Annotated in this window: 18 protein-coding genes; 11 read left to right on the top strand and 7 right to left on the bottom strand. The window is 65.3% G+C overall.

Annotation, left to right across the window (positions count from 1 at the left end):
* Positions 1-141 precede the first annotated feature (141 nt).
* Entirely contained in the window at positions 142-861 is a 720-nt protein-coding gene (locus HL666_RS27395) for a ribonuclease activity regulator RraA (protein WP_172134685.1), read from the top strand.
* 116 nt (positions 862-977) lie between these two features.
* On the opposite strand, the gene HL666_RS27390 is transcribed toward HL666_RS27395, so the two are convergent.
* Positions 978-1,646 carry an MBL fold metallo-hydrolase gene (locus HL666_RS27390; protein WP_172115170.1) on the bottom strand — a complete coding sequence of 223 codons (669 nt, stop codon included), beginning with the start codon at positions 1,644-1,646 and terminating at the stop codon, positions 978-980.
* 153 nt (positions 1,647-1,799) lie between these two features.
* Here HL666_RS27390 and HL666_RS27385 point away from each other — a divergent pair, with 153 nt between their 5' ends.
* The gene (locus tag HL666_RS27385) at positions 1,800-3,398 is read left to right on the top strand and encodes an alpha-amylase family glycosyl hydrolase (protein ID WP_172184598.1); all 1,599 of its coding nucleotides are present in this window, start codon (positions 1,800-1,802) and stop codon (positions 3,396-3,398) included.
* Positions 3,399-3,447: 49 nt separating this feature from the next.
* Here HL666_RS27385 and HL666_RS27380 read toward each other — a convergent pair whose 3' ends face one another.
* Positions 3,448-5,157 (bottom strand): alpha-amylase family protein, encoded by a 1,710-nt coding sequence (locus HL666_RS27380; protein ID WP_172184596.1) that lies wholly within the window; start codon positions 5,155-5,157, stop codon positions 3,448-3,450.
* Between the two features lie 118 nt (positions 5,158-5,275).
* On the opposite strand from HL666_RS27380, the gene HL666_RS27375 reads away from it, so the two are divergent.
* Positions 5,276-5,758 (top strand): MmcB family DNA repair protein, encoded by a 483-nt coding sequence (locus tag HL666_RS27375; protein ID WP_172134682.1) that lies wholly within the window; start codon positions 5,276-5,278, stop codon positions 5,756-5,758.
* Positions 5,759-5,913: 155 nt separating this feature from the next.
* On the opposite strand, the gene HL666_RS27370 is transcribed toward HL666_RS27375, so the two are convergent.
* From HL666_RS27370 to HL666_RS27360, 3 genes are all read right to left on the bottom strand, one after another.
* The gene (locus HL666_RS27370; protein ID WP_172115162.1) at positions 5,914-6,174 is read right to left on the bottom strand and encodes a DUF1488 family protein; all 261 of its coding nucleotides are present in this window, start codon (positions 6,172-6,174) and stop codon (positions 5,914-5,916) included.
* Between the two features lie 101 nt (positions 6,175-6,275).
* On the bottom strand, positions 6,276-6,518 hold the full coding sequence (locus HL666_RS27365) for a hypothetical protein (protein ID WP_172134681.1): 243 nt from the start codon (positions 6,516-6,518) through the stop codon (positions 6,276-6,278).
* Positions 6,519-6,635: 117 nt separating this feature from the next.
* Positions 6,636-6,773 carry a hypothetical protein gene (locus HL666_RS27360; RefSeq protein ID WP_172115158.1) on the bottom strand — a complete coding sequence of 46 codons (138 nt, stop codon included), beginning with the start codon at positions 6,771-6,773 and terminating at the stop codon, positions 6,636-6,638.
* 509 nt (positions 6,774-7,282) lie between these two features.
* Here HL666_RS27360 and HL666_RS27355 point away from each other — a divergent pair.
* The 3 genes from HL666_RS27355 (at position 7,283) to HL666_RS27345 (ending at position 8,425) form a co-directional block, all read left to right on the top strand.
* The gene (locus tag HL666_RS27355; protein ID WP_172115156.1) at positions 7,283-7,552 is read left to right on the top strand and encodes a hypothetical protein; all 270 of its coding nucleotides are present in this window, start codon (positions 7,283-7,285) and stop codon (positions 7,550-7,552) included.
* Positions 7,545-7,841 (top strand): hypothetical protein, encoded by a 297-nt coding sequence (locus HL666_RS27350; RefSeq protein ID WP_172134680.1) that lies wholly within the window; start codon positions 7,545-7,547, stop codon positions 7,839-7,841. The genes HL666_RS27355 and HL666_RS27350 overlap by 8 nt, the downstream gene beginning before the upstream one ends.
* A 218-nt stretch (positions 7,842-8,059) precedes the next feature.
* Positions 8,060-8,425 carry a hypothetical protein gene (locus HL666_RS27345; protein ID WP_172115152.1) on the top strand — a complete coding sequence of 122 codons (366 nt, stop codon included), beginning with the start codon at positions 8,060-8,062 and terminating at the stop codon, positions 8,423-8,425.
* Positions 8,426-8,441: 16 nt separating this feature from the next.
* Here HL666_RS27345 and HL666_RS27340 read toward each other — a convergent pair whose 3' ends face one another.
* Both HL666_RS27340 and HL666_RS27335 read right to left on the bottom strand, forming a co-directional pair.
* Positions 8,442-8,996 (bottom strand): ActR/PrrA/RegA family redox response regulator transcription factor, encoded by a 555-nt coding sequence (locus HL666_RS27340; RefSeq protein ID WP_311976439.1) that lies wholly within the window; start codon positions 8,994-8,996, stop codon positions 8,442-8,444.
* 190 nt (positions 8,997-9,186) lie between these two features.
* Positions 9,187-10,536: an ActS/PrrB/RegB family redox-sensitive histidine kinase gene (locus tag HL666_RS27335; RefSeq protein WP_172115148.1), complete on the bottom strand. Its 1,350-nt coding sequence runs from the start codon at positions 10,534-10,536 to the stop codon at positions 9,187-9,189.
* Between the two features lie 97 nt (positions 10,537-10,633).
* Between HL666_RS27335 and HL666_RS27330 the strand changes: the two genes are divergently transcribed.
* The 5 genes from HL666_RS27330 (at position 10,634) to HL666_RS27310 (ending at position 17,706) form a co-directional block, all read left to right on the top strand.
* A complete protein-coding gene (locus tag HL666_RS27330) occupies positions 10,634-11,425 on the top strand; it encodes an ABC transporter ATP-binding protein (protein WP_172115146.1) in 792 nt (263 codons plus the stop codon).
* Entirely contained in the window at positions 11,422-12,234 is an 813-nt protein-coding gene (locus tag HL666_RS27325) for an ABC transporter permease (protein WP_172184594.1), read from the top strand. Before HL666_RS27330 ends, HL666_RS27325 begins: the two co-directional genes overlap by 4 nt.
* Positions 12,235-12,358: 124 nt before the next feature.
* On the top strand, positions 12,359-13,687 hold the full coding sequence (locus HL666_RS27320) for a polyhydroxyalkanoate depolymerase (RefSeq protein ID WP_172184592.1): 1,329 nt from the start codon (positions 12,359-12,361) through the stop codon (positions 13,685-13,687).
* A 208-nt stretch (positions 13,688-13,895) separates the two neighbouring features.
* Complete coding sequence (locus tag HL666_RS27315) at positions 13,896-14,735, top strand: M48 family metallopeptidase (RefSeq protein ID WP_172134679.1); 840 nt, start codon at positions 13,896-13,898, stop codon at positions 14,733-14,735.
* Positions 14,736-15,036: 301 nt separating this feature from the next.
* On the top strand, positions 15,037-17,706 hold the full coding sequence (locus tag HL666_RS27310) for an EAL domain-containing protein (protein WP_172134678.1): 2,670 nt from the start codon (positions 15,037-15,039) through the stop codon (positions 17,704-17,706).
* Positions 17,707-17,831: the final 125 nt, after the last annotated feature.

Raw genomic sequence — 17,831 nt, 5'->3', positions numbered from 1 at the left:
CTATCCCCGCAACAAAGGTGCGCTCCCTCCCCCCTTGTGGGGGAGGGCTGGGGAGGGGGGAGCCCCAAGCGACATCGCCTTTGTGGACCCCCACCCCCAACCCCTCCCCGCAAGGGGGGAGGGGAGTGCAGCGAGCAAGACATGACCAGACTCAGCACGGCCACCCGCAACAAGCTCAAGACCGTCTCGACAGCCACCGTCGCCACCGCGCTGTTCAAGCGCGGCCTGCGCATCCAATGCATCCAGAACGTTCATCCGCTGAGCCCTGAGCAGCCGACCATGGTCGGCGAGGCGTTCACCTTGCGCTACATCCCGGCGCGCGAGGACCTCAACACCATCGAGGTGTTTCGCGATCGCGGCCATCCGCAGCGCAAGGCGGTGGAGGATTGTCCGCCCGGCGCGGTGCTGGTGATGGACAGCCGCAAGGACGCCCGCGCCGCCTCGGCCGGCGCGATCCTGGTCAGCCGGCTGCAGCAGCGTGGCGTCGCCGGTGTCGTCACCGATGGCGGCTTCCGTGACGCGGCGGAGATCGCCAGGCTCGGCATCCCCGCCTTCCACCAGCGGCCGAGCGCGCCGACCAATCTCACCTTGCATCATGCCATCGAGATCAACGGCCCGATCGCCTGCGGCGATGCGCCGGTATTTCCCGGCGACGTTATTCTCGGCGATTCCGACGGCGTCATCGTCATCCCTGCCCATCTCGCCGACGAGATCGCCGAGGAGACCTTCGAGATGACAGCGTTCGAGGATTTCGTCGCCGAGCAGGTCGCGAACGGCCGATCCATTCTCGGCCTCTATCCGGCGACCGATCCCCAGACGCCGCAGGACTTCGCCGCCTGGCGCGCGAAGAACGGCCGGTAGCGGCCGCCGGGGAGACGACGCAGCAGGCCTTCCGCTGCGGCGCAGGCCGCCCAGAGCATCTCCTCCGGCGAGCCAATCGTCCGCCGCGCCCTTGTCGCACGGCTGATCGCTCAGCCTCAGGCGATCCCGGTCAGGAACGGGTTGGTCATCCGCTCCTGGCCGAAGCTCGAGCCGGCGCCGTGGCCGCAGATGAAGCCCACGTCGTCGCCGAGCGGCAGCAGCTTGTCCTTGATCGAGCGGATCAGCGTGTCATGGCTGCCGCCGGGCAGATCGGTGCGGCCGACCGAGCCGTTGAACAGCACGTCCCCGACATGGGCGAAGCGCATCGCCTTGTTGAAGAACACGACGCTGCCGGGCGAATGGCCGGGGCAATGCAGGATGTCGAACGTGAGCTCGCCGATCTCGACCTTGTCGCCTTCCTCCAGCCAGCGGTCGGGCGTGACGTCGCGCACGCCCGTGATGCCGAAACGCGCGCCGCTGGCGACGACGTTGTCCAGCAGGAACTTGTCGGCGATGTGCGGGCCCTCGATCGGCACCTTCAGCGCATCGCGCAGATCGGCCGCGCCCCCCACGTGGTCGATATGGCCATGTGTCAGCCAGATCTTCTCCACCGTGACGTTGGCCTGCGCGATCGCCGCCTGGATGTTCGGCACGTCGCCGCCGGGATCGATCACGATCGCCTTCTTGGTCGCCTCGCACCACAGGATGGTGCAGTTCTGCTCGAATGGCGTGACGGGCACGATCATCGCGCCGGCCTTCGCCTTGGTCTGGTTCTGCTCGCTCATGGCCTCAGCATGCCGATTTTTCGCAATGCGCCAAGCGAAAAACAACGGATCGCGGTGGCTTGAAACTGTCCCCGGACGACCATGTCGCGTGCCTTGTGAACCTGCCGCCGGTTCCTGCGTTGGGCCGCACGTTGCGAGCAGGAAGTGGCCGAGATGACAGAGCGTGGCGCCTGGTGGCGCGAAGGAATTTTCTACCAGATCTATCCGCGCTCGTTCCAGGACAGTGACGGCGACGGGGTTGGTGACATCACCGGCATCGTCCACCGCCTGCCTTATCTGATGACACTCGGCGTCGACGCGATCTGGCTGTCGCCGATCTTTACCTCGCCAATGGCCGATTTCGGTTACGACATTGCCGATTACACCGGCATCGATCCGCTGTTCGGGACGATGGAGGATTTCGAGGCGCTGGTGAAGGCGGCGCATGATGGCGGACTCAAGGTGATCCTCGATCTCGTGCCGAACCACACCTCGGATCAGCATCCGTGGTTTCTGCAGGCGCGCCGCTCGCGCGACGACCCATATCGCGACTGGTACATCTGGCGCGATCCGGCCCCTGATGGCGGCCCGCCGACCAACTGGCTTTCGGAGTTCGGCGGCAGCGCCTGGTCATTTGATCGGGAGACGGGACAATCCTACTATCACGCCTTCCTGGCGCAGCAGCCCGACCTGAACTGGCGCAACCCGCAGGTGCGCGCGGCGGTCTACAACGTGATGCGGTTCTGGCTGCGCAAGGGCGTCGACGGCTTCCGTGTCGACGTGATCTGGCACCTCATCAAGGACGCGGAGTTCCGCGACAACCCGGCCAATCCCGACTATCACGGCGGCCGGCCTCCGCATGAGCAGATCCTATCGCGCTACTCTGCCGACCAGCCGGAGGTGCACGAGGTCGTGGCCGAGATGCGCGCTGTGGTCGACGAGTTCGATGATCGCGTGCTGATCGGCGAGATCTATCTGCCGGTCGAGCGGCTCATGACCTACTACGGCAAGGACCTTGGTGGCGCACATCTGCCGTTCAACTTTGCACTGCTGTCGGCACCTTGGCATGCTCGCGAAATCGAGCGCATCATCGCGGACTACGAGGCCGCCTTGCCGCTCGGCGCGTGGCCGAACTGGGTGCTTGGCAATCACGACCGGCCGCGGGTGGCGAGCCGGGTCGGCGCGGAGCAGGCGCGGGTCGCCGCGATGCTGCTGTTGACCCTGCGCGGGACGCCGACGCTGTATTACGGTGACGAGATCGGCATGCATCAGGTCGCTATCTCACCGGAGCAGGTGCGAGATCCCTTTGAGAAGAACGTGCCCGGCATCGGCGTCGGCCGCGACGGCTGTCGCACCCCGATGCAGTGGAGCGCGTTGCCAGGGGCCGGCTTCAGCCACGCCGCGCCATGGCTGCCGGTGGCGGACGATTTCACGCACGAGAACGTCGTCAATCTGGCGGCCGACCGGCGCTCGATCCTCAACCTCTACCGCGCATTGATCCGCCTGCGGAAACAGCACCGCGTGCTCGTCACCGGCGTCTATCGGCCGGTTGCCGCGCAAGGCGATCTCCTGCTCTACCGCCGCGAAGACGACGGCGAGGCCGTCACGGTGGCGCTCAACTTGGGCGACGAGCCGGTGGCGATCGCGACCGAAGGCAGCGGCCTCGACGGCGAGATCCTGCTCTCCACTTGGCTCGACCGCGACGGCGAGCGCATCGACGGCACGCTGGATCTGCGCGGCAATGAAGGCGTGGTGATCGGACGTCATACGTAGTAGCCGGTATGTGTTGCGCGACGGCGGAGTTCCACATTCCAGTGTCGTCCTACCGCCTCCGCCGCTTCTTGGCCCGCTTCCCCGGGCTTCCCGTCTCGATGTCACTCCGCCGCAGCAGATAGTCCAGCCCGCCGACGCGGTACCAGCGGTAGCCGTAGGGCTCCAGAACCAGCGTATGACGACCGCGCTCGTCGGCGTGGCTGTGGTCCTCGGCAAGCAGGTTGATCAGCAGTTTGCCGGTCTCTTCGGGCAGACCGGCATCGAACGTGATCTCGCGCGGCTTCTCGTCGAGATTGTGCACGAACAGCACCGAGTTATTGCGCCAGTCATAGCGCATGATCAGGACGGCCGGATCTTTGGTCGCGATCACCTGGAAGTCGCCCCAGCCGATTTCGGGCACTTCCTTGCGCATGCGGATGATGCGCTCGGTCCAGTTCAGCATCGAGTTCGGATCGCGGCGCTGCTTTGCCGCATTGACGTGCTCATAGCCATAGGGGCCGTGGCCGATCACGGGGCACGCAGGCGTTTCGCTCTTGGTGAAGCCGCCATGCGGCTCGGTCGACCATTGCATCGGCGTGCGCGCGCAATTGCGTTCGGGCAGGCCGAGGTCGTCGCCCATCGCGAGTTCGTCGCCATAGCGGATGACCGGCGTGCCGGGCAAGGTGAACATCAGGCTGTAGGCAAGCTCGATGCGGCGGCCGTCGCCGCCGAGCATCGGCGCCAGCCGCCGCCGGATGCCGCGATCGTACAGCTGCATGCTCTTGTCCGGGCCGAACGCCGCGAACACTGTCTCTCGCTGTTGTTTCGTCAGCCGCCCGAGATCGAGCTCGTCGTGATTGCGCAGGAAAAGGCCCCATTGCGCCGAGGCCGGCCGCGGCTTGGTGGCTTCCAACGCCTTCGCCAGGGGGCGCGTATCGGAGGCCGCCAGCGCATAAAACAGATGCTGATTGACGTGGAAATTGAACATCATGTGCATGCGGTCGCCGTCGTCGCCGAAATACTCCATGTCGGTTTCCGGCAGCACGTTGGCTTCGGCGAGGATGATCGCCTCGCCCTGACGCCATTGCAGGAATTCTCTGAAAGTCCGGAGCATGTCGTACTGCTCGACCGGCTTCTTGACGTCGGCGCCCTTGGTCGCGATCACGAATGGCACCGCGTCCATGCGGAAGCCGGAGACGCCGAGCTGGATCCAGAATCCCATGATCTTCAGGATCTCGGCCTGTACCTCCGGGTTCGAGGTGTTGAGATCTGGCTGGAAGTCGTAGAAGCGGTGGAAGTAGAAGGCGCCCGACTGCTTGTCGCGCGTCCAGGTCGTCTTCTGCACGCCGGGAAACACCATGCCCTTGTCGGCATTGGCGGGTTTCTTGTCCGACCACACATACCAGTTCCGGTGACGCGAGTTCTTTGAGCTGCGCGCGTCGATGAACCAGGGATGCTGGTCGGAGGTGTGGTTGACGACGAGGTCGATGATGACCCGGATGCCACGCTGCTTGCAGCCATGGGTGAACTGCACGAAATCGCCGAGCGTGCCGTAGCGCGGGTCGACGCCGTAGTAGTCGGCAACGTCGTAGCCGTCGTCGCGCTGCGGCGAGGGTTGGAACGGCATCAGCCAGATGGCAGTAATGCCGAGGCCGTGCAGATAATCGAGCCGGCGCGTCAGCCCTTTGAAATCACCAATCCCGTCTCCGTCGGCGTCCATGTAGGTGCCGACCGACAGGCAGTAGAACACCGCGTTCTTGTACCAGAGATCGTCGATCATGGACGGCGCGTCCTCTTGCGCTGCCCCTGCAGCGGCCGCTTGTTAAGCGGAGAGCCGGGATCCGGTTCCCGTGTGACGCGAGGCTTTGGATGAGCGTGGAATCAGCTATGCTCCGGCCATGGACTCGTCAGCCGCCAGGATCACCCTCGTCCCCGTCGACCGCCGCCAGTCGGAAACCGCGCTGGCGATCGCGCGCGGCACGTCGCGGCTGCTGCGCTCGCTCGGCTTCACGGCCATCAGTGAGCTGCCGCTGCCGTCCGGCCGGCGTGCCGATCTCGTGGCGCTGAACGAGCGCGGCGAGATCTGGATCGTCGAGATCAAGTCGTCGGTCGAGGATCTGCGCGCGGATCACAAATGGGAGGACTACCGTGCCCATTGCGACCGGCTGTTCTTCGCCTTCACGCAGGATCTGCCGTGCGAGATCTTTCCGCAGGACACCGGCCTGATCGTGGCCGATGCCTATGGCGCCCACCTGCATTGCGAGGCGCCCGAGCACCGGTTGCCGGCGCCGACGCGCAAGCTGATGACGGTGCGCTTCGGGCTCGCGGCGGCGCAGCGGATCAACCGGCTGATCGACCCGCAGGGCCACGCGGACCTCTAGAGAATCCTCAAGTGCGCCCCACTGGACGGGGTTTCCCCGCCTAGGTAGGTGACAGAGGCCCCGTCAGGTCACGAGTCTCAAGATGAGAGACATCAGCATCGCTGGAGCCGATCCGCATCACCGCCAGCCTGGCCGATCGCCGGCAGGCATCGCCTTCAGAAATTGGCGGCGACGAGATCGTAGGAGCCCCGGCTGCCGCGGACATAGAGCCGGGCGGCGGCGGCGCAGATCCGCTCGCGGTTGGAATCGAACGCGGTCAGAAAGCCCGACTCGTCGGGGCGGGTGTCGGGTTGAAGGCGTCTCAACGCACCCTCGTCGACGAAGAACGACGCTTCCATCGCGCTGTCATAGCCCCAGAACCGTACGGCACGTCGCGTGCGATCATAGGAGCGGCTGTGATTTGGAAACTCAATCATGTGTGTGACCGATCAGGTTTGGAGGACGCCGCGGTGAGGGCGGACGTCATCCAAGGGGCGTCGTTCGGCAATGGTCGCCGGCGACAAAGGGGTTGCTCATCTCAATCGAAGGCCGACGGCAACTCGCCGTGGCGGAAGAAGACCGTCGGCTCATCGTCATAGTCACCCATGTCGGGATCGCCCGAGGATGAGAAGGCGACGACGCCTGCCTTGCTGGACACCAGCCGTTCTGCAGTCCGGAGCGCGCTTGCTTCCGTCTTGCAGGCGATCGGCGTCTCGGCTTTCGCGCGTCCGCCCCGGCCGGCGCTGAATGCCTGAACGACGTAGATCGTTTCGCGCGCCATGCTCTGTCCTTTGGACTGTCGACCTTTGGACTATCGAGTACGGTCCGCCGCATCGGCACCGCATTGCGCGCGGCTTGCGTGCGGGAGACCATCCAGACTGATGAGGATCGGAAATCCCTAGCGCTTCTTCTTGTCGCTGGAGAAATCAGGCTGCCATGCTCCGGCCTTCTGGCTGGGCGCTGCGGCAATGCTCTTGGGCTTTTCCTTCTTGGGTTTCTTGGCTTCGCGATTGCCTTTTTGCTGACCTTTGGCCATGTCGGTCTCCTCGACTCGGGTTGGAGCTGGTTCAACGCATCGGACGAGCGCCCCGTCGATCCCGCGCGCGCAGCGTCACTGCCGGTCGGCCCGGCGGCCGTCGTCCACCGGTTGCCGATGCGGGCGTCGCGGTGGTCGGATCTACGAATGCAGTACGGCAACTGCGAGCGCGAGAAGGATCAGCAGAAGCGGCACGACAATGGGTGGAACGATCCACTCGCTCAGACGAAACTGCGGCATTGGCTACCCCTCGCGTGGTTTGCGGCGGGAGCGCTCGTGACCCTCAGTCACCGGTGAATGCCGTCGGAATGGCGGTGATCGCCATTGATACACCCCGGCTCCTGCAATAGCGAGCACCAAAGCGCAGCGACACGGTCCGATGACGCCAGGCCGCTCATCACGTCGTGCTGATGAGAAAGCGGTGGCTATTGCCGGCCGCAAGGCGCATGCTTCGAAAGACTTCGAAGTCGCGACAGCGACAGCGAAGCCGTTGCGAAAGGTAGGCGCAGATGAGCATCCGCTCGCGGCGCGAATTCGTCACCTTCAAACACCCGTTCCGGATCAGGAGCATCGAGCGTCTCTTGCCCGAGGGCACCTACGAGGTGGTCACGGACGAGGAACTGATCGAGGGATTGTCCTTTGCTGCCTACCGCCGGGTTGCGACGATGATGATGGTCCCGGTCGCCGGTTCGCGCTCTGCTGCCGTCGAGATGCTGTCCATCAGCTCGGTCGATCTTGCAGACGCGCAGCGTGTCGACGCGAGTGCGTCGGATGACTAACGAGCCGCTCGATCTCGACAGACACCGCGGGATGAGCGCGCAGAAGGCCGTGGACCTCCGTCGCGCGTTGGCGGAGGCCGAAAGTCATGCGCGGGAGCTGCGCGAGCGGCAGGCCGTTCTCGAGCAGCACCTGCTCGCCAACGCGGCCGAGTCGTGGCCGGAAGCCGCCGCGAAGGCGCGCTATCTCCTGAACATCTACGCCGCAAGCCTTGCGGAACAGGATACCAGGCATCGGGAGCTGATCGCTGCCGTCCTGGCCGATTTCTCCCGGCTGACGGGGGAGAGCTGACGTCGGGCTGGCGCATCGTGGTGCCTTCCAGATCCACCTGTGAATCTGCCCGCGCCCGATTCAGGACTGTTGCCGGCGCGCGACAGCATCCGCTCGTTCCGGCCTCCTGGCAATTTCCCCGGCTCTGCCCGACAATTGCCCCGCATGGGGCGCAACATGTCGGAACATTTTTAAGGCTCGAGCGGTATCCAGCCCAGGGGTGCGGACAGGGACGACAGATGCGACGGGTGGTCTTGGTGTTGACACTGCTCTTCGCGACCGGAGTCCGCGCGGAGGAAATGGCGTTCTACGTCCTGGGCGTGGGCGCCGATTCCTGCGAGCGCTTCATCGTCGCCGCCGAGGAGCAGCCACCCGGCACCTACAAGGCCATCGGCAATCCCGACGGTCCCTACGTCAACAGCATCTCGAAATATCAGCAATGGATGATGGGCTATGTCTCGGCCGTCAACGCCGGGCGCGGCGACGAGGGCCGGCAAATCAAGCTCGATCTGACCGAGATGGACAGCTGGATGCGAAACTGGTGCAGTCGCAACCAGCGGCGCACGGTGTTCCATGCGCTGCAGGCGTTCGTGAAATCGCACTGAGAGGCGCGCCGTCCGCCTATTTCGGCGCGCGCTTGGCGAGGATGCGCTGCAGGGTGCGACGGTGCATGTTGAGCCGGCGCGCGGTCTCCGAGACGTTGCGATTGCACATCTCGTAGATGCGCTGGATATGCTCCCAGCGCACGCGGTCGGCCGACATCGGGTTCTGCGGCAGTTCGGATTTCTCGCTGGTGGTCGCCAGCAGCGCGGCCACGACGTCATCCGCGTCCGCGGGCTTCGCCAGATAGTCGACGGCGCCCATCTTCACCGCGGTCACCGCGGTGGCGATGTTGCCGTAGCCGGTCAGCACGATGGCGCGGGCTTCGGGCCGTTTGCGCTTCAGTGCCGACACCACGTCGAGGCCGTTGCCGTCGCCCAGCCGGAGGTCGACCACCGCGAACGCCGGTGCCGACTTGCCGATCTGCGAGATGCCCTCCGCGACGCTCTCGCAGGAGGTGACGGTAAATCCGCGCGTCTCCATGGCGCGTGAGAGCCGCTCCAGGAACGGCTTGTCGTCCTCGACGATCAGGAGAGAGCGGTCCGGGTGGTTCGTCAGTTCGGCGATGGCGCCCACGGTCATATCCTTGAGAAGAAGGCTCGAAGTTGCGAGACGATCTGTCATAGGTGACATATGGGCCCTGCATGGCTCGCTGCCAAGATCGCGGGATGCCGCAGTCTGCGGCGTGACGCCGCGCAGGTCGGCGGCGTTTCCGGTGTTCCGTATGCCAGCCGCGAGCGCCGATGGTTCATCTGCTCCGGCTCGCCTATTCCGGCTCAGCCTCCTCGCCATCCTCACTGGCCTCGAAACGCCGCCGCGGCCAGACGATCTGGACCACGGCGCCATGGTCCGGGAAGGTACGATTGGTAAACGAGACCTTCGCGCCGGTCCGCTCCAGCAAAGTGCGGGCGATGAACACGCCGAGCCCGAGGCCGCCACCCTGGTTGCCGCCCTGGCCGTCCTCGGCGTTGCGCCGCCGGGACAGATACGGCTCGCCGATGCGCTTGAGGATGTCGGGCGCGAAACCCGGGCCGTCGTCGGAGATCACCAGCTCGACGGTCTCGTTGTTCCACCAGGCGTTCACCTCGACCGCATTGCGGGCGAAGTCGACCGCATTCTCCAGGATGTTGCCGACGCCGTAGAGGATGGCAGGATTGCGCGAGCCGACCGGCTCCTTGGACGCCGCGACGGCGACACGCACCTTGATGTCGACGCCGAAGTCGCGATGCGGAGCGACCGTCTCCTCGATCAGCGTCGACAGCTTCATGCGGTCGTACATCGAGCCGATCGACGACAGCTGGGTGATCTTCCCGAGAATGTCGCGGCAGCGCTGGGCCTGCTCGCGCAGCGTCTTGATGTCGGACGTCACCTGGATGTTGTCCTGCAGCGCGCGCTCCAGCTCGCGCGAGATCAGCACGATGGTCGCCAAGGGCGTGCCGAGCTCGTGCGCGGCCGCGGCGGCGAGGCCGTCGAGCTGGGTGAGATGCTGCTCGCGCGCCAGCACCAGCTCGGTGGCGGCCAGCGCGTCCGACAGCTTGCGCGCCTCTTCGGTGACCTGGAACGCATAGAGGCTGGTGACACCGATCGCGAGCGCGATCGAGAGCCAGACGCCGAACAGATAGATCGGCGGGAAGATCAGCGGCTCCTCGCCCTCCCAGGGCAGCGGCAGGTGCATGAAGAACAGCGCGGTGGCGCAGGCCACCGCCAAAAGCCCGAGCATGATCGTCATGCGCACGGGCAGGGCGGTCGCCGCGATCAGCACCGGCGCCAGGAACATGTAGGAGAACGGGTTCTCCAGCCCGCCGGTGAGATAGAGCAGCACCGTCAGCTCGACGATGTTGAGTGCGAGCAGGCCGCCGGCATGGTGCGGCTCGAGCAGCTGCATCGGGTTGAAGGCGATCTGCAGACCGAGATTGAGCAGCGCGGAGATGCTGATCACAGCGAGGCAGGGCACGACCGGCAGATCAAACTCCAGTCCCTGCACGACGATGAAGATCGCGCTGAGCTGTCCGAGCGCCGCCAGCCAGCGCAGTCGCAGGATGGTGTCGAGCCGGACGCGCTGGCGCGGATGGCGATAGTCGGTGTCGGGCGTGTCGATGATCAGGGCGTCGGTCATGGCTCGGAACTTAATGCCGTCGGGGCGCGGCGACAAATCGGGCCGGCCTTTGGTGGCCTGTTGCGGTTTGCGGCACAATGCCTCAATGACGTGACTCATGACGCATGATGACGCAGCGCCGATCGCATCCCCCGACGCCGGTTCAGCCTCGGCTGCAATCGCCGTGGCGCGCCTGACCAAGATCTACAAGACGGCAACCGCCGTCGACGGCATCTCGTTCGCGATCCGCCGTGGCAGCATCACCGGGCTGCTCGGCGGCAACGGCGCCGGCAAGACCACGACGATCGCGATGATCATGGGCCTGGTGGAGCCGACCTCGGGCACCGTCGAGGTGCTCGGCCACACTATGCCGGATGAGGCTGCCGCCGTGCTCGGACGGATGAATTTCGAGAGCCCCTATGTCGACATGCCGATGCGGCTCACGGTGCGGCAGAACCTCACCATCTTCGGCCGGCTCTATGCGGTGGACCATCTGAAGGAGCGGATCGCCGAGCTTGCCGCGCAACTCGACCTGACCGATTTCATCGATCGCGCCAGCGGCAAGCTGTCAGCCGGGCAGAAGACGCGCGTGGCGCTGGCCAAGGCGCTGATCAACGATCCCGAACTCCTGCTGCTGGACGAGCCGACCGCGTCGCTCGATCCTGATACGGCCGATTGGGTGCGCGGCCACCTCGAGCGTTATCGCCGGCGCCGCGGCGCCACCATCCTGCTCGCCTCGCACAACATGCTCGAGGTCGAGCGCCTGTGCGACCGCGTCGTCATCATGAAACGTGGCCGGATCGAGGACGACGACAGTCCCGCGCAGATCATGGCACGCTACAACCGTGCGACCTTGGAGGAGGTCTTCCTCGACGTCGCCCGCGGCCGCGACCGGGAGGCGGCACAATGAACGACCTGTCTCTGCGCATCGCCCCGCATCGGATCGGCGCGATGGTCCTGCGCTACTGGTATCTCCTGCTCTCGTCCTGGCCGCGGCTGCTGGAGCTGATGTACTGGCCGACCCTGCAGATCATCACCTGGGGCTTCCTGCAGACCTACATCGCCAGCAATGCCGGGTTCTTCGCCCGCGCTGGCGGCACGCTGATCGGCGCGGTGATCCTGTGGGACATCCTGTTCCGCGGCCAGCTCGGCTTCTCGATCTCCTTCCTGGAGGAGATGTGGGCGCGCAACATCGGCAACCTGATGATGAGCCCGCTGACGCCGCTGGAATTCCTGCTGTCGCTGATGGCGATGAGCCTGGTCCGGCTGGCGATCGGCATCATCCCGATGACCCTGATCGCGGTCTGGTTCTTCGATTTCAACTTCTACAGCCTCGGCCTGCCGCTGGTCGCCTTCTTCTGCAACCTGATCTTCACCTCCTGGGCGGTCGGCATCTTCGTGTCGGGGCTGGTGCTGCGCAACGGGCTCGGCGCCGAGAGCATCGTCTGGACCCTGATGTTCGCGCTGATGCCGCTCGCCTGCGTGTATTATCCGGTGCAGGTGCTGCCGCACTGGCTGCAGCTGATCGCCTGGTCGCTGCCGCCGACTTACGTGTTCGAGGGCATGCGCGCGCTCTTGACCGATCACGTCTTTCGGATCGACCTGATGCTGACCGCGCTCGGGCTCAATGCCGCCCTGCTATTGGCGTCGTTTGCGGCATTCATTGCCCTGTTGCGCAGCGCGCGGCGCGCCGGCTCGCTGCTCTCGTCGGGCGAATAATTGCTTTATTCCGTGGATTTTCGGGCTCTTTTCGCTGCTTTGGGGCACCAACTCGTAACACACCGCATTGACGCTTAATTACGCATTCGGCAGTATGCTGCGCTGCAGAGAGGGTTGAACGAGAATGCCGATAGGTGAGTTTGGCGGTGCACCGCCCCTGGCGTCGGAAGGCAGTCCTGTCCTGACGACGCCGATGTACTGGATGTACGAAATGGCGCATGCCTCGCTCAATCCGGCGCGCGCCGTCACGGATGCCACCAAGATCCTGTTTCAGAACCCGCTCAATCCCTGGGCGCACACCGAGATGGGCAAGTCGATCGCGGCGGCCTGCGAGCTGTTCGAGCGCACCACGCGCCGCTACGGCAAGCCCGAATGGGGCCTCGATGATACCGAGGTGAACGGTGTCAGGACCCCGGTCGAGGTCCGCTCGATCTGGGAAAAGCCGTTCTGCCGATTGCTCCATTTCGACCGCAAGCACATCCGCCCGCTGCGCGCGCCGCAGCCGCGGCTGCTGATCGTGGCGCCGATGTCCGGCCATTACGCGACCTTGCTGCGCGGCACGGTCGAGGCGTTCCTGCCGACCCACGAGGTCTACATCACCGACTGGTCGGATGCCCGCATGGTGCCGCTGGCCGAAGGCCGCTTCGATCTCGACGACTACATCGATTACGTCATCGAGATGCTGCGCTTCCTCGGCACCAACATGCATGTGATGGCGGTGTGCCAGCCGGCGGTGCCGGTGCTGGCCGCGGTGTCGGTCATGGAGGCCGAACGCGATCCGTTCGCACCGATCTCGATGACCCTGATGGGCGGCCCGATCGACACCCGCCGCAATCCGACCGGCGTGAACAACCTCGCCCAGGAGCGCGGCATCGACTGGTTCCGCAACCACGTCATCACCAAGGTGCCGTTCCCGCATCCCGGCGTCATGCGCGACGTCTATCCGGGCTTCCTGCAGCTGAACGGCTTCATCAGCATGAACCTCGATCGCCACGTCGACGCCCACAAGGCGCTGTTCGCAAACCTGGTGAAGGGCGACGGCGATCAGGTCGACAAGCATCGCGACTTCTACGACGAGTATCTCGCGGTCATGGATCTGGCTGCGGAATATTATTTGCAGACGGTTGAGACGGTGTTCATCCGTCACGCGCTTCCGAAGGGAGAGATGACCCATCGCGGCGTGCTGGTCGATCCGTCGAAGGTCACGCGCGTTGCGCTCATGACAGTCGAAGGCGAGAAGGACGACATCTCCGGTCTTGGCCAGACCGAAGCGACGCATGGTTTGTGCTCGTCGATCCCGGATCATCGCCGGGTTCACTACGTGCAACCGGGTGTCGGACATTACGGCGTGTTCAACGGCTCGCGATTCAAGTCGGAGATCGTGCCGCGCATCAACGACTTCATGTTGTCCGCGGCCGATCCGAAGTCGCTGCTCGCGATTGCTGCTGAATAGCGTCGAGGGAGGGATTTCGCGCGGTCGAATCCGAGCGCGCGTTAACTCTTTGAAGAGACTTCGAAAACCTGAATTCCGGAGTGACTCAAGCAGTGAATGTGGCGTCGCTGCTTGAGCGACGCTTCTGAATCTGAACTCACTTTATGAGGGGCCTTAGAGGCCCAAGCGCTGGGGTGCGGAACCCGGCGAGCCCCTGTATGTTGGGCAAATGATTTGTTTTTGCGCCGAGCGCTTTCCCTGGCGGTGGATATGGCAAAATCCGGGCGAGTTCTTCCCTCCCGGACTGACAGAAATGGCCACTCGCGCGCTACTCTATCGGCGGCCCGCCGAACCCTCGCGTCTTCTCGTCAAACACGGCTCGCAAATCTACTCGATTAGATTGCGGCGTCACCGTCGTGCGCGACGTTATACCCTGAGAATTCATCCGTCGGATCGCGAAGCGATCCTCACGATGCCTCCGCGCGGCACGATCATCGAGGCGAAGGACTTCGCGCAGCGTCACGGCGCGTGGATCGCGGCGCGTCTCGGCCGTCTGCCGAAGGCAGCACCTTTCCTGCCGGGCACCTTGGTGCCGCTGCGCGGAGTGCCGCACAAGATCGTGCACCGCGCCGGCGAGCGCGGCACGGTGTGGACCGAGACGCGAGACAGTGGCGAGAAGATCCTCTGCGTGGCCGGCGGGATCGAGCACACCGAGCGCCGCGTGCTCGACTTCCTCAAGCGCGAGGCGCGGCGCGACCTGCAGAAGGCGTCGGACGCCTATGCCGATCAGCTCGGCGTCAAGGTGAAGCGGCTGTCGATCCGCGACCAGTCGAGCCGCTGGGGCTCGTGCACCTCCGCTGGCTCGCTGTCGTTCTCATGGCGCCTGATCCTGGCGCCGCCCTTCGTCCTCGACTATCTCGCGGCGCACGAGGTCGCGCATCTGATCGAGATGAACCACTCGCCGCGGTTCTGGAAGGTGTGCGGCAAGATCTGCTCCTCGGTCGAGCGCGCCAAGAAGTGGCTCGACACCTGCGGCAACGATCTGCATCGCTACGGCGTCGAGGACTGAGCTAACGAACGATCGGCGGTCGAAGACGACAATGGCCCGGCCTTCTGGTCCCGGGCCATTGTTCTGAGTTCCGCGATCATTGCAGAAGCAGTCCGCGAGCTATCGATTTCTTAAGCCTCCTCGCTTGCAACCGGAGGATATCGCCCGATTCGGCCGCGCTTTAACGTGGCTGTAACGACGACGTCGCCAGATTCGACCTTGATCAACCCCCAAGGTGACGTCCCAGCAGCAGCCGGGTCGTTCGCTGCAACCCAGCGCTGATCGTTTCTCTCGAAACGTGCAGTGCGCCTTGAATCGAACGATGCTTGCAAGCGAGTTCCAACCGGCCGCGTCTGCGCCACTGCTCTCGGCCGCGCTCGATCGTGTCTCCGAAGCGATTCTCTTTCTCGACATGCGCGGCCGTGTCCACCGTGCCAACAAGGCCGCCGCCGCGCTGCTGCGGCGCGACCTCGCCAGCCTGGTCGGTGCTGAGCCCACGGATCTCGGCTTGCCCGAGCAGGTCATGCCCACACCGCCGCCGGATGACGCGACGGGCGATGCAGCGGCGGAGATCCGGGGCGCACACGACGAGCCGGATTTCGCCTGCGAGCTGACGATCCGCCATCCGGACGGCTCCCGCAGCCGCATCCAGCTGCACCGTTACGACCTCTCGTCCGATCTCGCGCCGGCGCGCGCGCTGCTGCTGATGCGTGATGTCACCACCGAGGTCCGATTGCGCGAACGCGACGCGCTGATGTCGTCGGTGGCCGACCGCAGCAACCGCGCCGTGGTCGTGGCCGATCACAATCTGAATATCCTCTACACCAACGCCGCCTTCGCCAGCATCTTCGGCTATTCCGCCGAGGAGGCGCTGGGGCAGGAGGTCGAAAAGCTCCTGGTCGGCCCTTGCACCGACCCTGCGATCGTCGAGCGCCTGAAGCAGTGCATTCTCGACGAACAGGGCGTCGAGGAAGACCTGCTCATCTACGACAAGGCCGGCCACGAAATCTGGACGACGGCCCATGTCAAGGCGCACCGGAACCGTCAGGGCAAGGTCAAATATCTGGTCGGCCTGCTCAGCGATATCCGCGAGACCAAGCAGCTCCGCTCGCTGCAGCAGCTGATCATGTCGTCGCTGGCGTCCGACGTGTCGATCACCACCATCGCCGACGAGCTGTGCCGCCAGGTCGAGAAGCTCGCCCCTGATGTGGTCTGCTCGATCCTGCATGTCGATTCCGACGGCCGCGTGCATCCGCTCGGCGGCCCCAGCCTGCCGCCGGCCTATTCCGCCAGTCTCGACGGCGTTGCGATCGGCCCCGAGGTCGGCTCCTGCGGCACCGCCGCCTATCTGTGTCAGCCGGTGCTGGCGCGTGACATCGACACCGACCCGCGCTGGCAGCCCTACAAGGCCGGCCCGCTCGGTGCCGGCCTGCGTGCCTGCTGGTCGACGCCGATCCAGGGCAAGGATGGCCGCGTCATCGGCACCTTCGCGTTCTATTTCCGGGAATGCCGCGGTCCAAGCCCCTGGCACGAGCAGATCGTGCAGGCCTGCGTCCAGCTGGGCTCGCTCGCCATCGAGCGCCAGGAGGTCCGCTCGACGATCTCGCAGGTTGCCTATCACGACATGCTGACGGGCCTGCCCAACCGTGCCCGGATCCCCTCGATGATTGCCGAGGCGATCAAGGCCTGCCCGGAGGGCAGCCATCTCGCGGTCGCGTTTCTCGACGCCGACAATTTCAAGGACGTCAACGACACGCTGGGCCATGCCGCCGGCGACGAGTTCCTGGTGGGCTTTGCCAACCGGCTGCGGGCGCAGATCCGCCCCGGCGACATGCTGGGCCGCCTCGGCGGCGACGAGTTCGTCATCGTGCTCCAGAACCGCGATCCCCTCGAGGCATCGCTGGCGGCGGCGCGGATCACGGCTGCGCTGGCGATGCCGCTCACGATCGGCAAGCGGCAGGTGCCGATGTCGGCGAGCATGGGGCTCAGCCTCTATCCTGACAATGCCAAGGACATCGAGACCCTGATCAAGCAGGCCGATCAGGCGATGTACAAGGCCAAACGCGGCGGTCGCGCCACCTATCGCTTCTTCAGCGCCGATATCGACAAGCTTGCCGAGGAGCGGCTGATGCATTCGACCGCGCTGCGCGAGGCGATCGCCAGCGAGGCCCTGACGCTGCACTATCAGCCGCAGATCCGTACCCGCGACGGCGCGATCCACGGCGTGGAGGCGCTGGCACGCTGGCACGATCCGGTGCTGGGCGAGGTCTCGCCCGCCAAGTTCATCCCGCTCGCGGAGGAATGCGGCCTGATCGAGCAGATCGGCGTGTGGTCGATCAAGACGGCCTGCCAGCAGATGGCGTCGTGGCGCCGCGCCGGTCTCGACATCCCCTGCATTTCGGTGAACCTGTCGCCGATCAACTTCCAGAACGTCAACCTGGCGGCGATGGTGGCGCAGATCCTGGCCGCCAACGATCTGCCGGCAAAGATGCTGATGCTGGAGATCACCGAAGGCGTGATCCTCAACGAGCGCGCCACCGTCATCGCCACCATGAACGAGCTGCGCAACATGGGCGTCGGACTGTCGCTCGACGATTTCGGCACCGGCTATTCCAGCCTCAGCCGGCTGGCGCAGTTGCCGATCGACGAGCTCAAGATCGACCGCAGCTTCATGCGCGATTTCGAAAACGACAGCGGCACCCGGGCGATCGTGACCGCTGTGGTGCGGGTCGGCCAGAGCCTCGACGTCGCCGTCGTCGCCGAGGGCGTCGAAACCGAGCCGCAGCGCAAGCTGCTCGCCGAACTCGGCTGCGACGCGATGCAGGGCTTCCTGTTCGCGCGCCCGATGGCCGCCAGCGCCTTCAGCCGCTGGCTTCTGGACTACAGCGCCCACCGGGCGAGCCTGATGTTGCGGCAGGTCGGACGGGCGCTCGCGCAGGCGACTGGTTCGGCTACGGCCGCGCCGGCCCGAGTTGCTGCCGCCGCGAGCTGATCAGCCAAGCTCCATCATCCGCCGCGGACGTGAGGTCGGCGGCGTCGGGCCGAGCCGTCGCGCCTGCCTCGTGATCCCGGGTTCAAGGCCGGCGGCCTTGCGCCGGAATGACAGCGGGTGTGGCG

It is taken from the genome of Bradyrhizobium aeschynomenes (assembly GCF_013178945.1).
Classification (GTDB): domain Bacteria; phylum Pseudomonadota; class Alphaproteobacteria; order Rhizobiales; family Xanthobacteraceae; genus Bradyrhizobium; species Bradyrhizobium aeschynomenes.
The sequence above is the reverse complement of the archived record's forward strand: the minus strand, read 5'-3'. Positions and strand labels throughout refer to the sequence as shown.

What these genes read in the sequence shown, in the direction of transcription:
- HL666_RS27365 (WP_172134681.1), bottom strand. Translation starts at nt 6,518, where the DNA reads ATGGCGCGCGAAACGATCTACGTCGTTCAGGCATTCAGCGCCGGCCGG.
- HL666_RS27395 (WP_172134685.1), top strand. Translation starts at nt 142, where the DNA reads ATGACCAGACTCAGCACGGCCACCCGCAACAAGCTCAAGACCGTCTCG.
- HL666_RS27360 (WP_172115158.1), bottom strand. Translation starts at nt 6,773, where the DNA reads ATGGCCAAAGGTCAGCAAAAAGGCAATCGCGAAGCCAAGAAACCCAAG.
- HL666_RS27370 (WP_172115162.1), bottom strand. Translation starts at nt 6,174, where the DNA reads ATGATTGAGTTTCCAAATCACAGCCGCTCCTATGATCGCACGCGACGT.
- HL666_RS27330 (WP_172115146.1), top strand. Translation starts at nt 10,634, where the DNA reads ATGACGCATGATGACGCAGCGCCGATCGCATCCCCCGACGCCGGTTCA.
- HL666_RS27335 (WP_172115148.1), bottom strand. Translation starts at nt 10,536, where the DNA reads ATGACCGACGCCCTGATCATCGACACGCCCGACACCGACTATCGCCAT.
- HL666_RS27325 (WP_172184594.1), top strand. Translation starts at nt 11,422, where the DNA reads ATGAACGACCTGTCTCTGCGCATCGCCCCGCATCGGATCGGCGCGATG.
- HL666_RS27310 (WP_172134678.1), top strand. Translation starts at nt 15,037, where the DNA reads ATGCTTGCAAGCGAGTTCCAACCGGCCGCGTCTGCGCCACTGCTCTCG.
- HL666_RS27320 (WP_172184592.1), top strand. Translation starts at nt 12,359, where the DNA reads ATGCCGATAGGTGAGTTTGGCGGTGCACCGCCCCTGGCGTCGGAAGGC.
- HL666_RS27390 (WP_172115170.1), bottom strand. Translation starts at nt 1,646, where the DNA reads ATGAGCGAGCAGAACCAGACCAAGGCGAAGGCCGGCGCGATGATCGTG.
- HL666_RS27380 (WP_172184596.1), bottom strand. Translation starts at nt 5,157, where the DNA reads ATGATCGACGATCTCTGGTACAAGAACGCGGTGTTCTACTGCCTGTCG.
- HL666_RS27375 (WP_172134682.1), top strand. Translation starts at nt 5,276, where the DNA reads ATGGACTCGTCAGCCGCCAGGATCACCCTCGTCCCCGTCGACCGCCGC.
- HL666_RS27315 (WP_172134679.1), top strand. Translation starts at nt 13,896, where the DNA reads ATGATTTGTTTTTGCGCCGAGCGCTTTCCCTGGCGGTGGATATGGCAA.
- HL666_RS27350 (WP_172134680.1), top strand. Translation starts at nt 7,545, where the DNA reads ATGACTAACGAGCCGCTCGATCTCGACAGACACCGCGGGATGAGCGCG.
- HL666_RS27345 (WP_172115152.1), top strand. Translation starts at nt 8,060, where the DNA reads ATGCGACGGGTGGTCTTGGTGTTGACACTGCTCTTCGCGACCGGAGTC.
- HL666_RS27385 (WP_172184598.1), top strand. Translation starts at nt 1,800, where the DNA reads ATGACAGAGCGTGGCGCCTGGTGGCGCGAAGGAATTTTCTACCAGATC.
- HL666_RS27355 (WP_172115156.1), top strand. Translation starts at nt 7,283, where the DNA reads ATGAGCATCCGCTCGCGGCGCGAATTCGTCACCTTCAAACACCCGTTC.